The 15,515-nt window shown below is 57.9% G+C and carries 11 protein-coding genes; 1 reads left to right on the top strand and 10 read right to left on the bottom strand.

Translation table 11 applies throughout. From position 1 onward, the window contains the following. Positions 1-8: 8 nt before the first annotated feature. From OXE05_10475 to OXE05_10435, 9 genes are all read right to left on the bottom strand, one after another. On the bottom strand, positions 9-986 hold the full coding sequence (locus tag OXE05_10475) for a hypothetical protein (GenBank protein ID MCY4437745.1): 978 nt from the start codon (positions 984-986) through the stop codon (positions 9-11). A 73-nt stretch (positions 987-1,059) separates the two neighbouring features. Beyond that, complete coding sequence (locus OXE05_10470) at positions 1,060-1,281, bottom strand: DUF1640 domain-containing protein (protein ID MCY4437744.1); 222 nt, start codon at positions 1,279-1,281, stop codon at positions 1,060-1,062. Between the two features lie 21 nt (positions 1,282-1,302). Further along, positions 1,303-2,415 carry a flavodoxin-dependent (E)-4-hydroxy-3-methylbut-2-enyl-diphosphate synthase gene (ispG, locus tag OXE05_10465; GenBank protein MCY4437743.1) on the bottom strand — a complete coding sequence of 371 codons (1,113 nt, stop codon included), beginning with the start codon at positions 2,413-2,415 and terminating at the stop codon, positions 1,303-1,305. 287 nt (positions 2,416-2,702) lie between these two features. Next, complete coding sequence (locus OXE05_10460) at positions 2,703-4,214, bottom strand: RDD family protein (GenBank protein ID MCY4437742.1); 1,512 nt, start codon at positions 4,212-4,214, stop codon at positions 2,703-2,705. A gap of 108 nt (positions 4,215-4,322) precedes the next feature. Next, positions 4,323-5,702, bottom strand: coding sequence for an extracellular solute-binding protein (locus tag OXE05_10455; GenBank protein ID MCY4437741.1), 1,380 nt, complete (start codon positions 5,700-5,702; stop codon positions 4,323-4,325). A gap of 177 nt (positions 5,703-5,879) precedes the next feature. Then, positions 5,880-7,316, bottom strand: a complete 1,437-nt coding sequence (locus tag OXE05_10450) for an extracellular solute-binding protein (protein ID MCY4437740.1) — start codon at positions 7,314-7,316, stop codon at positions 5,880-5,882. A gap of 346 nt (positions 7,317-7,662) precedes the next feature. Beyond that, positions 7,663-9,102 carry an ATP-binding protein gene (locus tag OXE05_10445; GenBank protein ID MCY4437739.1) on the bottom strand — a complete coding sequence of 480 codons (1,440 nt, stop codon included), beginning with the start codon at positions 9,100-9,102 and terminating at the stop codon, positions 7,663-7,665. Further along, a complete protein-coding gene (locus tag OXE05_10440) occupies positions 9,095-9,781 on the bottom strand; it encodes a response regulator transcription factor (protein MCY4437738.1) in 687 nt (228 codons plus the stop codon). The genes OXE05_10445 and OXE05_10440 overlap by 8 nt, the downstream gene beginning before the upstream one ends. A gap of 385 nt (positions 9,782-10,166) precedes the next feature. Next, the gene (locus OXE05_10435; GenBank protein ID MCY4437737.1) at positions 10,167-10,910 is read right to left on the bottom strand and encodes a hypothetical protein; all 744 of its coding nucleotides are present in this window, start codon (positions 10,908-10,910) and stop codon (positions 10,167-10,169) included. Between the two features lie 367 nt (positions 10,911-11,277). On the opposite strand from OXE05_10435, the gene OXE05_10430 reads away from it, so the two are divergent. After that, positions 11,278-11,742 carry a DUF2231 domain-containing protein gene (locus OXE05_10430; protein MCY4437736.1) on the top strand — a complete coding sequence of 155 codons (465 nt, stop codon included), beginning with the start codon at positions 11,278-11,280 and terminating at the stop codon, positions 11,740-11,742. A 196-nt stretch (positions 11,743-11,938) separates the two neighbouring features. Here OXE05_10430 and OXE05_10425 read toward each other — a convergent pair whose 3' ends face one another. After that, positions 11,939-15,115, bottom strand: coding sequence for an efflux RND transporter permease subunit (locus tag OXE05_10425; GenBank protein ID MCY4437735.1), 3,177 nt, complete (start codon positions 15,113-15,115; stop codon positions 11,939-11,941). Between the last annotated feature and the right edge of the window lie 400 nt (positions 15,116-15,515).

Raw genomic sequence — 15,515 nt, 5'->3', positions numbered from 1 at the left:
GGGAGAGATCAGGATACGATTGCGGCGCACGTGGGTGACGGGAGACCGTTGCCTACCGGATTCCAGGCGAGGTCAGCGAATTCCGCGTGATAGACCGCGTCATCTAGCACAACCGCAAAGACGTCCTGCGCGTCGCAGATGATATGTTCGCACATGCGGTCGAGAGGGAATGTGAGGTTTTGCTCGGCGTCCTGCCAGGTGTCGCCGCCATCGTGTGTCACCATCATGCGTCCGAGACGCCCGACGCGGCGGGATGGCCCGACCACGACGGTACTGGGATCGTCTGCTTTTATGCACACGCCGCGGGTGTAGTCATCAATGAGGTGTTGCCAAGACTGTCCACGGTCAACGGACCGGAACACGCCGCCGCCGGTGGCAGCCACGATGGTTTCCGGTTTAGCGGGATGTATGTCGATGCTGTGGACGTCCGGGTGTAAACCGTTTGCAGGAAACTCCCACTGTCCGATCTTCTCTGAAATTTCCCACGTCGCGCCGTCATTGCGGCTGTCGGCTAAGCCACCGACCTCGATTGCAGCCCATACGGACGGATCAGCGCCATCCAGCATGATGATCTTCCGCACCGCGCCAGCGCGGGGCGAATAGGGCAGAAACCATTCGGCACACCCGGGAAGCGCCGTAAAACCACTCTCTTCCGCCCACGTCGCGCCGCCGTCGCGGCTGCAAGAAACACGAGCCGGTTCTGTGCCGACACGCACGATTTGCGAGTCGTGGGGATGGTAGGAAACCGAGCGGATGTACGGACTGCCCTCCCAGGCTGCGATTGGTTCCCAGTTTTCTCCCCCATCGGCGGTTGAAAAGAGACCGGCGCCATGAGTACCCGCGATGGCGTGCTGTCCGTCCGGATGGGCGGCTACCGCTTCGATTTCATTGTCGCCGAGACCGGACGTCTGCCGTACCCAATCGTCACCTTCCCGCGTGAGCCGAAAGATGCCCTGCTCTGTACCGACATAGATTTGCTCCGCCATGGCATGCACCTCATGCATTTTCAGCAGTTATCTCGTCACTTAACTGGCAAGAACTCTCGGCACTCCGTTGCAGCTATTGCGTGAAGATGTCCAGCACTGCCGAGATTGCAATGCCCGCCGCCACAAGCCCCTCCAGGCGAATGGTCAGACGCTGTTCCAAGTCTCTGAGATCAGACTTGGTGGCCAGGGACTCTCCAGTTTCGCCCAAGGTGTCCAGAATGGCCTCTGCCTTTTCCCTATCGAATCCGGCCGAGTTCAGCCGTTCAAACGCTTTGTGCGTGTCAATGATTGCCACCGGTCACGTCCACGCGGTCTGCTATGTCGCGACGGCCCGCTCTGCCTGCTTCTGGGCCACAATCTCATCGACTTCCTCGATGAGCAAATCGAAGAGTTCATCTTCCTTGCAGCTTCGCACCGGCTTTCCCTTGCGGAAGAGGGCGCCCTTGCCGCGCCCGCCGGCGATGCCAACGTCGGCATCCCGTGCCTCGCCCGGGCCATTCACCACGCAGCCCATCACCGCGACTTTGACCGGTTCCTTGACGCTTTGCAGGAAGCTCTCGACGCGCTCCGCCAGCTCGATGAGTTCGATCTCACAGCGACCGCAGGTGGGGCAGGCGATGAGCGTGGGGCCGTGCTCGCGGAGTCCCAGCGACTTGAGAATCTCATAGCCGGCAAAGACTTCCTCGGTAGACTCCGCCGCCAACGAAACTCGCAACGTATCGCCGATGCCCTGATAGAGCAGGACGCCAAGCCCAACGGCGCTCTTGACCATGCCGGCCTTGGGGGTGCCGGCTTCCGTGATGCCCAGGTGGAGCGGATATTCGACACGGTCGGCGATGAGTTGGTATGCGAGGATCGTGGTCGGTACGTCCGATGCCTTAAGCGAAATCTTGATGTCGGTAAAGTCCATGTCTTCCAGGATCTTGACGTGGTCGAGCGCAGACTCCACCATCGCCGCCGCCGTCTTTTCGACTTTTTCATCGCCTTCGAGCATCATCAATTCTGGGATGAGCCGCGATTCCAAAGAGCCTACGTTGACGCCGATCCGCATCGGCACCTGGCGGTCCTTGGCTTCTTTCACCACCATGCGGGTCTTTTCTCGGCTGCCGATATTACCGGGATTCAGGCGCAGACCGTCCACGCCCGCTTCCAAGGCTCGCAGCGCCAGGCGGTAATCGAAGTGAATGTCGGCAATCACCGGAATCGGGGAACGTCTGCGAATCTCAGGCAGCGCGTCAGCATCTTCCTTGTGCGGCACGGCCACGCGCACAATCTCGCACCCGGCCTCGGCCAGACCGAGGATTTCCGCCACACTTGCCTCCACGTCCCGCGTAAAGGCGGTGGTCATGGATTGCACGCGAATCGGCGCGCCGCCGCCAATCGTGACGTCGCCGATCTTAAGCTGTTTGGATACACGTCGAGGGATCATGGGGTGTTGTAACCACCTTGATTCACGTCACGAGTACTCCATTAAGTTTGACGCATCTCACGGCGCGGCGCAAGCACAATTTCCTGCAACTTCAGCCTGCCAAAGGGGCGCAGCCCATTACAGAACGGAGCAATTCGTGCGCTAGTACCGGAAATCTGCCTCGCAGGCGTTTGCGCTGGGGAGTACTGGCATGCCGGCGCCTCTCGCCTCTCTTGCCAGACTCTTGATTCTGGCTGGCAACTCCACCACCGCAGGGGTGGCCGCATTCAATCCTAACAAACTGTTCCCTACCAGACGTCCGGATCGCGGACGACGACCGTGCCGACCATCTTGTCGTGCCAGGTCTGGCCGTTCTTGTCCCAGAAGGCGGACAAGAACCCCCACGTCAGGGGCAGGAGGCTGACGAATTTGCCGACCACCTCACGCCGCAGCATGGTCTTGAAACCGGGGTATCTATGCTGCGTCAGTTGTACCACCTCCAAACCGAACAACGACTTTCCTGGCGTGGTGCCGCGAACCAAGAAAGAGACAAAGAATATGCCGTAGACGATCGGCATGAAGAGATACTGCCAGAATATGGTGAGAAAGTTGTAGCCATCCGCAGGATTGAAGCCGGTTAGTCCAAACAGAAGTATAAGACCCACCGGCACGGCGAAGTCCAACGACGCCGCAAGAAACCGTGGGAAAAAGTGGGCGCGGTGGCCAAGGTCTTCATTCTGAACAAACGTCTTGCACTCTGTACAGAACAAGCGCCCGTCGTAGACCGGAGTACGGCAGCGAGGACAGCGCAACCCGCCGGCCTCCATGTCTTCGAGTACCAAGTCCTCCTCGGCTTCTGTGACGGCGAGGTCTTCCACTTCAACCGCCGTCAACCCCCGAATGCGCATGGCGCTCTCTTGCACACGCCTCATCTGGTCTGGGTGCCGGAAGTAGCCCTTCACCCGCGCCACCATTCTCTCTGAATCTACACCCGCCGACATGAAGGTGGCTCCCGTGAGGTCCGAGTCTTCGCCCTGCAGCAGTTCCATCAGTCCGATGTTCCGCCGGAACCAGACTTGCTGGCCTACGCGGCGGTCAAGTACGCGTATCATGAGCGGACGCCAGTACGTTTGAAAGAGAAAGCCCGCCTGCACCCACACCGGCGTTAGCACGACAGAGGCTGAGAGACCGGCAATGAGCGGCGGCGAAAAGGCAGCGGTGATTGCACTAATCGCCAAAACATTGCCGCCCATGATCGCCAGGAAGGTATGAGGTTCGACATCTAGCGTGAATATCGACGTGAAGTAGAGGCGCATGCGCTTCTCGTGTTGCAGTGCATCCCGTTGGACCGCAGCTACCACAGTCCCCAGAACTCCTCCCGCGATCACAACAACCCAAAGACGTCCGATGAGGACCGGGATGCCGAGCGCCATGCTGAGCAAGAGTCCGCCGGCGTTAGTCAGCACGGAAGCGCCCGTGGTGTCCGCCGTCAGCGATGCCACGGCAAAAGCCAGCACAAGCATCACGGCAATGAAGATTCCAACGACCCTCGCCGACAGCAGCTCTGGAATGAAGTACCCCGTGATGCCAAGAAACGCAATAAAGATCACAAGCCCCACGGCGGCAATGAGAATGCCAAAGTAGAAGGGGCGCAGGAGTTCCCAGAGGCTGGCGAGCACCACGGCCAAGCCAATAAAGGCGCTTATTATGCCTATACCCCCGACAAATCCTGCAATCAGAGTCGAGCGGATGTCCGCCACCATAATGAGGACATCGTCCTCAGTGGCTGCTACAAGCTCCCGCCTATTGAAATCACGCATATCACGCGACCTCCACACAGTTATCGCACTGCATCCCTATTGTGCCTATGCTACCCCATTTCCACCGGAGTCGCTAAGTTTCCCACTCGGAATTAGGAAAGAACAGGATCATTCCTTCAAGTAAGATTCCAGCCAGTCTTGCCCGTGCTGCGCGGCTTGTTCCACGCTTATCTCACTACGCGCCAGCGGCAGCGTCAGCCGTTCAAATAGCCGAATCGTCATCATAAGGCTGCTCGCCAACGGTGATGCCCGGGCGGTATCGAGCAGATTAAACACGAGCTCCCTGTCCTCGGGCGGCAGCATGAGTTCCAAGTATTCAGTAGAGGGTTTCTCAATGTGCTGCTGTCCCGCAATAACGGGCGGCATGAGGAGGTGCTCGCCAAGGTGAAGGGCAAACGGCCGCAACACCTCGTAGGAAAGGGCGGCATCGCGCGCAACGGTAGGTATTGCCACTGCCTGCGAGACCGCGAGCGGCGTCACGTCCCGGGGCCCGGCCGGCAGCGGGGCTTGTTGGCCCGGCAGCATGTTGCTGGGAGGTATATAACTCCAGAAGAGCATGCCAGACAACAAAGTGGTGAAGTCCGCATCAAAGTGGTCCGCGGTCACGGTTAAGCCATGCGGCATGATGCCGTGCACGCGCCCCAATTCATCCCAGAACTGAAGGCCGCGTAGCGCCGCGGAGTCCGTCAAGCGCACTGCGCCGGTATCGAGGTTTATCACGTCTTCGTCCAGCTCCTGCAACACGAACGGCAACCAGCCTGAATACAGTCTCGCTGCGCTGAATCCCCACTCATCCACATTCCCGTCGCTATCGGTATCCTTGGTAAGCTGCTGGGCAGCGGCGATGAATTGTTCGCGGGTCCAGCCCTTGTCGGGCAGCGAAATGCCGGCATCGGTGAATTGCTTGGGTTTGTACCGCGTCACGCCGGCTTCCAGAGCAACCGGCAGCGCCATGGTCTGGCTTTGATAGCGCACCAACTCGAGCGCAGCGGGGAGAAACTTCCCTATCGGTTCGGTGCGATCTTGCTGCAGGTACCGGTCGATCGGCTGCACTAGGCCGCTCCCATATCCCCAGGGGAAGTCAAAGAATGTGTTGACCATGAGCAAGTCCGGCGGTATGCCGGCAGACTCTTGTTCGCTCAGGAACGCTCTCAATGTGACCTGCGCGCGTTCGATGAGTGTCAGCGGCTCGGGCGACCACGGAATGCCAATCTTGACGCGTTGTAGCCGGACATCTTCAGGAGCGCCCGGGACCCCGCCCTCATTCCAGCGCTCGATGGCATCGCCGACGGAATTGCCGTGCCGGTCCAGCACAGCGGCAACCTTCAGCGTTACGGGCTCGCGGGCAACTTGCGGCACTGAGGCTTGCGGCGCCTCCGGCGCAGCGCGCGGCTGCTCCGCGTCGTCCTCATCGTCGCCACCGCACGCAGCCACGAGGAGCACCTGCGCACCAAGCAAGGCACTGCCGAGTAACTCACGTCTCGTCACAAGAGACTCCTCTCATTGCTCGACTTGAAGACGCTGACCACCGGATGAACCACTGGCGCTCCAAAGGCATCGTTTGACCGCTTTCGATTTGGATGTGGCGCTCTCACAACAAGGCAATTACCACCTACCCCAGTACTCTTTCCTAAGTGAAATTGCGCCAATTGGCAGCACGCTCATCTACTCGTTCACATAGGCTTGCAGCCAGTTCTGTGCCTCTTGCGCAGCTTGCTCTACCGCCATCTCACCGCGCGCCAGCGGCAGTGTTAGCTTCTCGAACAGTTGAAAGAGCATCATAGTACTACTGGCCAGTGGCGATGGGCGGGCAGTTTGCAGTGCGTGGAACGCAAGCTGCCGGTCATGTTCCGGCAGCATGAGATTGATGTAGCCGGACTGTGGTTTCTCAATATACTCTTGTCCGGAAATAACAGGCGGGAGTAAGAAGCGCTCGCCGAGGTAGCTTGCCAGTGGGACCAGCGCCTCATATGACTGAACAGCATCGCGGGCGCTAGCGGGTATAGCCAAGGAAGCGCCCAAATCCAATGGCGTTACGTCGCGGGGTCCGGTGGGGAGTGGAGCTTGCTTACCCGTAGAGATGCTGGCGGGGGACGCAAAGTAATAGAAGAATGTGCTGGGATGCCAATACCAGAATTCAACCTCGTAGAGGTCCGCTGTCACCTCGGCGCCATGGGGCATGATGCCATGCACTCTTCCCAAGTCATCCCAGAACTGCAGGCCGCGCAGGGCCGCTGGGTCCATGAGACGCACTTCGCCGGTATTCAGGTCTACCACGTCCCTATCCGTCTCCTGCAAGACGAATGGCAGCCAATTCATGAAGTTCCATATAGGACGAAAGCCCCAGGAATCGATCTTGCCGTCGTTGTCAGTGTCTTGCGTGAGTCGCTGTGCAGCGGCAACGAATTCCTCACGAGTCCAGCCGTTGTCGGGCACAGGCAAGCCCGCATCTGCGAAGTGCCTGGGGTTGTACCGCGCTACGCCGGCGCCCAAGGAAACGGGCAATGCCATCATCTGGCCCCTAAAGCGCACCAATTCCAAGGCCGGCGGCAAGAATTTCGCTAAGGGATCGTTGCCGTCTTGCTGCAAAAGGCGATCAAGCGGCTGGATGATGCCGCTGCGGAAGGCCCAGGGGAAATCGAAGAGGCGATTGACCATGAGCACATCCAACGGCGTGCCGGCAGATTCCCGCTCGGCCAAGAATGCTTGAACGCGCTCTTGTATATGCTCGAGACTTTCCATTGGATCGCGCCGCGAGGAAATCTGAATCGTGAGGCGCTCTAGCAGGATGTCCTCAGACGCGCCGGGAAACTCGCCACTGTTCCACTCATCAACGGCTTTGCCAACCACAGAGCCGAATTCAACCAACATTGAGGCCAGCGTTAGCGTCGTCGTTTCTCGCGCCGGCTTGGGCACGGAAGCCTGCGGGGCCTCCGGTGCGGCCCGCGGCTGCTGGGCGTCGTCCTCATCATCATCGCCGCCGCAGGCAGCCAGGGCGACCGCCTGAGCGCCAAGAAGAGCGTAGCCGAGCCAAGTTCGCCTCGTGACTTTCCTGGCAAGAGTCGGCGGATATGACAGACTCCGAAGTCTCGTCGCAGTCATGCGGGACCTCCTGAATTGCACACATTTCTCCGTGATTGGAGAAACCCCCATCTTCGAGTATGTTCCGATATGAGGATGCAGTCAAGAAGATTCAGGAAGTGGTGCAAGACACTAGGTTCCCTGCAACGGGCTAGGGCGGCAATCCAGATCACCTGCGCGGTTGAAGTTTCACTCTTGCCTAGGTGTATAGAGAGTTTCCGCCGAGGAGAGGTCTCCGTCCGCCGGAATTCTGCAGGAGAGCTCTAGGCGAATGCAGGTAGGTTAGTGGGTTTGTGCTTCGACAGGCTCAGCACGAACGGTGCGCGAAGCTCAGGGAGACCCGTCTTGTAAGATTGGTAAAGCGCCTTCAGGAGCGTGGCAAGTTACGGGAGCGTGGCAAGGTGAATGTAAAGCGGCTACCTTCACCCAGAGTGCTCTCAGCCCGGATTGTGCCGCCGTGGGCCTCGACCAACTGCTTCGCGATGGTTAGTCCGAGTCCAGCGCCGCCGGTGCTGCGGGTACGTGAAGGATCGACACGATACAGCCTATCAAAGACGTAAGGCAGGTCTTCATTGGGGATGCCCTCGCCGCTATCGGCGACCGTCACCGATAGCTTCTCAGGATGCTGTTCAATAGAGACGCCAATCCATCCGCCCTCAGGCGTGTGCGTCACCGCATTCTGCAGCAGATTGTTCATGACTTGCTCAATACGCGTGCGATCGATATTGACGAGGCGACCTGCCGCCGCCTCGTCAGGCCTAAAGTCACATGTCAATTCAATGCCCCTACTCTGTACCTGCTGTCGAAAACTCTCCACCGACCGCGTAATCACCTCGGCAAGAATCGCCTGCTCAAGATCTAGCTGAAAGTCAGCGGATTCGGTCTCTGCCAGCACACGCAGGTCCTCCACCAGCTTCGAGAGGTACATTGTTTGCTGGTGTATGTGCGCAATCGTGGCCTCGTCCGCATCTAGAATGCCATCGCGAACCGCCTCGACATAGCCCCGGATGTTCGTGAGTGGTGTGCGCAGTTCATGCGCCACGTCGGCAACCATATTGCGGCGCTGCCGCTCGGCGTTTTCAAGTCCCTCGGCCATGGCATTGAATGTGCTCGTCAGTTCGCCAATTTCATCGCGCCCGGAGACAGTTACCCGTTGTGTAAGATCGCCTCTTCCCAGCTTCTGCGCCGCGGACGTCAGCCTGCGCACCGAACGGAGCATCCTCCGCGACAGCAACGACACCAGCAGAATTCCACCCAAGCCCGCACCAAGTCCCGACCACAGGAGCGAACGAAACGTCGTATCGGCAAATTGCCGCAGAGAGGGTTCCGTGATTTCCGCCAAAGTCTCGTCTGCGGCAGCCACCCTTCCCGGACCTCTAGACCGTCTGAACGTGGGGCGTGAAGCTACCGGGCCGACATGAACGGAACCAACGTCTACGTTATCCACAACTACGGGCACGTCGGTGTAGTTCTTATTCTCAAGGGAGCGCCTGCCATTGCTCGCTTGCTTTGGAGCATAGAGAACTACGTCGTCCTCGTTGAGAATGAGGATGTCACGGCCTGTCAGGTAACTCGCGCGTTCAACAATGGCTCCAACGCCCGTCCAACTGCCTCTAAGCTCATAGAATTCTGTGAACGCTTCATGAATTCTGGCTAGGTCGGCCTCATTGGTAGCGGCCCGCAAGTCCTCAACTTCCCTTTCCGCTGCAAGTCCGCTGATGAGCCCAACCGCCGCAAGCGCCAACATGAGTACGAAGGCGAACGCGACGATGAGGCGAAATTGGAGGCTGAAGAACCACCTAGTCATTGCTAAATCTATAGCCCACGCCATACACGGTCTGGATGTGATCGGGGCCGCTCAGTGGCCTGATCTTCCGCCTGATATTAGCGATGTGTGCGTCTACTGTCCGGTCAAAGCCCTGAAAGTCAAAACCAAGCACGCGATCTATGATCTGTTCGCGCGAAAACGTCCGCTCCGGTTCCTTGATAAGCATGACAAGGATCCCAAACTCGGTTGGCGTCAGGTCTGCCTTTTGGTCATCCGCGTAGACTTTCCGACGATGCAAGTCAACGGTAACACCGCTGTGCGCAACCTCCGCCGGGCCGCCCTCCAGTTCATCTTTGACGCTACGGCGGAGCACCGCCCGAATGCGCGCTGCCAGTTCCCGGGGACTAAACGGCTTGGTCACGTAGTCATCGGCGCCCAGGTCCAGTCCCTTCAAGCGGTCTTCCTCCTCGACGCGGGCCGTCACCATGACAATCGGCACCATAGACTCCTGCCGCAATGCCCGGCACACTTCGATTCCGTTAAGTTTTGGGAGCATGAGGTCCAAGACTACCAGGTCCGGCTGGGCACTCCTGGCGAGCTGCAAGCCTTTGATGCCGTCGTGCGCATACAGTACCTTGTGCCCATCGCGCTGCAGATAGAGGCTGACCAGCTTTACGGTATCCGGATCATCTTCAACTATGAGTACTGTACTCGCCATGTGAGACTTTCTCCGTATCTAAATGGACTTAGCGGACCGCACCTCTTCTCCTGCACCCCATTCGGTCCTGATAAGAGCGAAAGGCGAGCCGGTCCATGTTGGTCCTTCTCCACTCGCACGAAATTCGGCTCTTGTATTGCTCATTCCCCGTGGGATACACTCCTGCAACTCGGTGCCAGAAAGCGGTAAAGTCTTGGCACGGTCTTTGACTTGCCCTCTCCTTTTAAGCATAACAACAACTGTGAAGGAATTATGAATGTTCTACGGCAGCGAGCAACCCCTGGCAAGCGCCGGATCGGCAGGCCTGCCAGGAGTTGCTCATGGTGGTACGTGTTCCAATGCACCGTACAATGCGAGGCGGGTGACGGTGCTTCAGTCCGCCACTCTAGTTGTCATCCGAAGAATCTGTGGGAGCAGTCGTGGGCGTAGCTGAGTCAGGCGTAAGCGTGGGCACTGCCGGTATCAGTTCATTCTTTTCCTGATGATATCCTCTGAAGTTGAAGAGCCCATTTTGGAAGGATGACCCGTGCCCCCGCTGCCAGCCATGGTTTCCACCGCGATCGAAGCGACCGCGCATTTGGATACCATTAAGTTGGCCGGCATACCGCTCGCGAATCTCGTCTGCCTGCTCTTGGGTGATACGGCCGCTGCCGACAAGCGTGTCAAGATACTGGGTCAATCTCTCCTCGGTCACGCCGGTCATCATGCCCATCTGCCCTTTCGAGGAGAAGTGGCCGCGACCACTAGCCGTGCCACGCCGTTCCCATTCACCTCTCTTGCCGCCAACTGAGTCGCCGGCAAGCCAGAAGGAGTCCGGCCGAGCCGCGTACCAATCGCGGAGTTCACCAGCCTGGTCCTCAGTGATTTGGCCGCTCTCCACCAGAGCATCGAGCCTCTGCCCGATCATCTCTTCGAAACGTTCGTCGCGCATCTCCTGCCGCGCCTGATCGAAGGCGTCCTGGACGCGCTGTTCATCCAGCCCAAGAATGTCGGCGACTCGGGTAATCAACCCGCGCACCGATTGGTCTTCCCCGTTGCCACTCTCCTGTGCCAATGCAGTGCCGCCCCCAACACCCACCGCCAGTGCAAGTAACGCACATAGACCAATGAGCCAATGTCTTTTTCTCATACTTTACCTCCCGTGGTAAGAGTTGCTCTGTCCGCCTCTCATTCGATCGTACTGAGAGATTGTCAAGGAATTTCGAACGCAAGCTCGCGGCAGCCTATTGAGTGCCGCTATTCCCACTCTCGACTACCCGGATACTTCATCCTTGGGGGATAGATTGACCCCAGACCGCCGGAACCTTCATAGTTAATTCACAATTTGCGAGCATCATGGCGGAGCGTTGTAGAGGCGAATGCAGGGTTCATAGCGTCCTAACGGTTAATGCGGGGGGTCAAGTGCGGCCTGACTGCCACACTCTTCAATCGCCCACAGAAACAACCCGCAACGCAATTTCCTCGACAATTTACGTCATGCGATAGGGAGGCACACTTTGGAACTGTTTGCCAACACCATCCAAGACCTGCATGCAATTGCCGTTCATTTCCCGATTGGGCTCCTCGTTGTCAGCGCCGGACTGAGCGCGTTCCTCTTCATTAGAACTAGTCCTTCATTGCAGCACGCTACATGGTTCATGCTTTGGCTGGGGACAATTGGCGCTGTGGTCTCGACGATTACGGGACTGATCTCACACTTTCCATACGAAGAGTTGGAAGTGCACAGCGTCATTAACATCCATCTATTCTGGAGCTTTGGGGCTACTGCCCTCTTCATTGCCGTGACAATGTGGCGAGGGATCTCCCGCTGGCGCAAGCGCGACGTGGGAGCGAATCCCCTTTACCTCGTCTTCGTCTTGCTTGGCATCGCAGCCTTGACGGTTTCGGGAATGACCGGTGGCGACCTGGTCTACGAGTACGGCATCAACGTGCGGGGCATAAATCCATTGCTCGAGCAATAGTTCGAGTATCCTCCTGGCGAGAGAGTCTCACCTCACTTCGTGCTCTCTCTTACACACAAAAGAAAGACGCCCTTCCTCGGCGAGGAAGGGCGTCTTACATGTCGGTTTTCACGTCCGGCAGCGCCGTGAACCGCTAAGCTACAGTCTCATCACGGCAACGAAAAGACTTCAGTCGTCCCAGCCAATGCTCGCCCGGTCAAGATACGCCCTCTGACTGAGAAAACTCATCGGGCACTTCGACGCGCTCGATCGCAGGCCGCCGACGCGGCTCGCGACGGAACAGGCCGGGGATGCTCTGGTTGGCCAGGGTATAGACCACGGGCACCACGAGCAGGGTCAGGAACGTCGAGCTCACCAAGCCGCCGATCACCACGGTTGCGAGTTCAGCGCCCAATATACCGCCCGAGTCTTCTGAAAAGGCGGCCAAGGGAACCAAAGCAAAACTCGTGGTGATGGCCGTCATCAAGATAGGCCGCAACCGAATACGCCCGCCCTGCATGAGGGCTTCGTAGACGCTAAGACCACGCTCCCGCAGTTGTTCGACAAACGACACGAGCACCACTGCGTTGGTAACGACAATACCGATCAGCAGCAGAATGCCCATCATCCCCGGTAGGCCGAGTGAGCGTCCGGTGATTGCCAGCGCTGCCAAAGCGCCAATCAAGGCGAGCGGCAAGCTGGTGACAATCACGAACGGATTTCGCAGCGAACCGAGGCTGGCAACCATGACCAAATACACCAAGATGATACCGATCGCCATGGCAAGGAAGATATCCTCAAAGCCTTCCGCGATTTGCGCAAAGACTCCGGCATTCGTAACAGTCACGCCGGGAGGCAGATCGAGGGCATCGATCTTCTCCTGGATCAGGAGCCCAACAGCTTGGGTGTCATCTGCGGTTATGTCACCACTGATGCCCGCCGAACGCAAACGGTCAGTGCGATTGATTGCAACTGGACCCTCTACCACCTGAACCGTTGCAATGTCACTCAGGGGAGCAATCCCCCCTGGGCCGGCAATCATGAGTGAACTAATCGTCTGGACGCTGTTAATGGTACCCGCCGGCCCACTCAGGATTACGTCAATCGGGCCGTCGCCCACGTCAATCTGGGTGACAGTCTGACCTACAAGAATCTGGTTGATTTGGAAGGCGACCGTCTGGGTGCTCAAGCCGAGCGTCGCCGCCCGTTCAGGGTCAACGTTGACGACCACCTCCTCCCGGGCCTCGCTCACGTCGCTCGTGACATCCTCAAGGCCGTCGATGGTTGCCAACTCGCTCGCGAGCAGCAGCGCGATAGACGCAATCTCGTCATAGTCATTCCCTGTGATACTGATTTCCAAGCCGGCGGCAGGAGGTCCACCACCGACATCGACGATAGTAATCCTGCGGTCTGCCGTGGTGGGCAGCCTTTGCCTCAGAATGTCAACGATGTCTTCCGGTACATCCTCCTTTAGTTGGACGAATGTGGAAGCTTGATTGAATCCAGTCGTGAAACTTTGCGCGGAGGCGCCGGCAGCGGCGCCGGCAGTCGTGCTATAGATATCCGAAAACTCGCTAATTTGCTCCTCTAGAGCGATGACCTCGGCCAGGGTTTCCTCAGCACGTGTGCCTGGAGGCAACTCCATGTTGATGGTGACGAATTGTGTCCCACCTGATGAAAAGAGGTTTATGGGAATGAAGCGCAGCAGCCCCAGGCTGCCCCCGGCAATGACGATTGCCGCAAGCAGAGTAAGCGTCTTGTGATTCAGCGACCAGCGCAGCATGGGCACATAAATGCGCTGCATCCAGTTATTCGTCTCCGGAATCTCATCTTCTTCGCCGGTGCCCTCGGGCAAGTCGCCAGGCCGCAGCAAGTACGCTCCCAGCACGGGCACGGCGGTCAAGGCCACCAAGAGCGATGCGATCAAGGCAAAGCTGACCGCCAACGCAAAGGGGAAGAAGAACGCCCCTACGAGACCCTGAATAAAGGCCAGCGGTGCAAATACGACAATTGTCGCCAGCGTGGAGGCCGTAATGGCGGGGCCAACTTCCACCGTTGCGTCTAAGGCGGCGCGCCAGCGCTCCCTACCGCCCTCGATATTCCGGTAAACATTCTCCAGCACCACGATGCTGTCATCCACCACACGTCCTACGGATATGGCTAATCCCCCCAACGTCATAAAATTCAGCGTCAAGCCCTGCCAGTCCATGAGCAGAACGCCGGCAAAGATGCTGAGAGGGATCGAAAGAACTATCACCAAAGTCGGGCGTAGGGTCCGAAAGACGCCCCGAAAGGCATTTGGGCGCAGGGTAAGGAAGAAGGCAAAGACGACGATCGTTGCAAGGGTCAGACCCAGTACCGCTTCCCGCTCCAATGTATCAATCTGCGCTTGGATTTGGGGGCCGTCGTTGTAAACGATGATCACTTCCACATCCGGCGGCAGAATGTCCAATGCTGTCAGAGCCTCTTCCACGGCAGTTGTGACGTCTACCGTGTTGGCGTCCGGCTCTTTGAAAACGGAAATATCAATGCTGGGCTTGCCATTCGTTCGCGAGATACTGCGCGCAGCGCTCGCGCCGAGCTGCACGTCAGCGACGTCAGCTAACCGCAACGGCTGCGGCGGGGCGCCAGTCTGTGATGGTGGCCCGACGAGCGTACGTGGAATCACCAACTGCCGGAGCTCGTCCAACGTCCCGAATCGGTTGGTTGTCTTCACCGGCAGAACCTGGCCGTTGCTCGTTATCGCCCCACCGGGAAACGTGATGTTGTTCTCACGCAGCGCCTGCGAGACCTGGAACAGCGAAATACGCTCCTCCAAAAGACGATCCGGATCTACCGTGATGAGAACCTGTTGCTGCACGTCTCCGGTGACCTCAACGCTCGCAATGCCGTCGATACCGGAGATCTTGGGGAGGACACTGGTCTCGAGAATTTCCTGCAACTCAACTATTTCCCTCTCGCCAGTGACGCTAATGCGCATAGAAGGAATCGAGTCCGGGTCTATGCGCCCAACATTGGGGTCATTCACGCCATCAGGAAAGGAGATCCCACTTACTTTGGAGTTGACGATGTTTTCCGCCTCTTCCATGTCGGTGCCGAACTTGAAAGAGGCAATGATGACGGACAGGTTCTCTGTAGAAATGGACTGGACAGTGTCCAAGCCATCCATCCCCGCAATCGCATCTTCTATCGGGATCGTAACGTTTTCTGCGACCGAGACTGGATTGGAAGAAGGGTAGAACGTCGTAACCGTGACAATTGGGAAGTCGACTTCCGGAAAGAGCTCAACCGGCAGTCTGGTGTACGTAAATATGCCCGAAACGAGCACCAAAATGACGGCGAGCACCGTAACTGAACGGCGGCGCAGCGCGAGACCTGTGACAAAACCGATCAAGGCAACCTCCCGGTGGATTGTTTTGTGAAATTGCTCACAATTAAAATATACTCGAATTTTTTTCTCTCGTGTAGCTAAAGTGAATTCGCAACCCTAAGTTCTTGCTAAGAATGTCAATGTCGCACACGTGTATGAGACTCAAGAAGGGCACGCGCGGTGGACGTCGCATTTTGCTGAATTTTGCGCCCTAAATCGTTCGAATTCATCTTTCGTGCTTTAGTCCGCGGGATCTTTGCGCTCAGTGGCTGGACCTGAATGTCTAGGGTGTGTCGTCAAAGTAAGGTAGTGGTGGTAAGCTGAGGTAGTAACCAATGTAGCAGGATGGGAGCTATGTCAGCAACAGCCGCAGCGCCGGCGCACCGCCGCCACGATATTTCCGACCGGGCGTGGGAGGTATTGG

Source organism: Chloroflexota bacterium (genome assembly GCA_026710945.1).
In the GTDB taxonomy this organism is placed as follows: Bacteria; Chloroflexota; UBA11872; order VXOZ01; family VXOZ01; genus VXOZ01.
Note: the sequence above shows the minus strand (reverse complement) of the source record. Positions and strands in the feature narration are given on the sequence as shown.

Excerpts from the sequence above, each read along its gene's own strand:
- OXE05_10440 (MCY4437738.1), bottom strand. The coding sequence starts at position 9,781 with ATGGCGAGTACAGTACTCATAGTTGAAGATGATCCGGATACCGTAAAG.
- OXE05_10460 (MCY4437742.1), bottom strand. The coding sequence starts at position 4,214 with ATGCGTGATTTCAATAGGCGGGAGCTTGTAGCAGCCACTGAGGACGAT.
- OXE05_10445 (MCY4437739.1), bottom strand. The coding sequence starts at position 9,102 with ATGACTAGGTGGTTCTTCAGCCTCCAATTTCGCCTCATCGTCGCGTTC.
- OXE05_10475 (MCY4437745.1), bottom strand. The coding sequence starts at position 986 with ATGGCGGAGCAAATCTATGTCGGTACAGAGCAGGGCATCTTTCGGCTC.
- OXE05_10450 (MCY4437740.1), bottom strand. The coding sequence starts at position 7,316 with ATGACTGCGACGAGACTTCGGAGTCTGTCATATCCGCCGACTCTTGCC.
- ispG (MCY4437743.1), bottom strand. The coding sequence starts at position 2,415 with ATGATCCCTCGACGTGTATCCAAACAGCTTAAGATCGGCGACGTCACG.
- OXE05_10435 (MCY4437737.1), bottom strand. The coding sequence starts at position 10,910 with ATGAGAAAAAGACATTGGCTCATTGGTCTATGTGCGTTACTTGCACTG.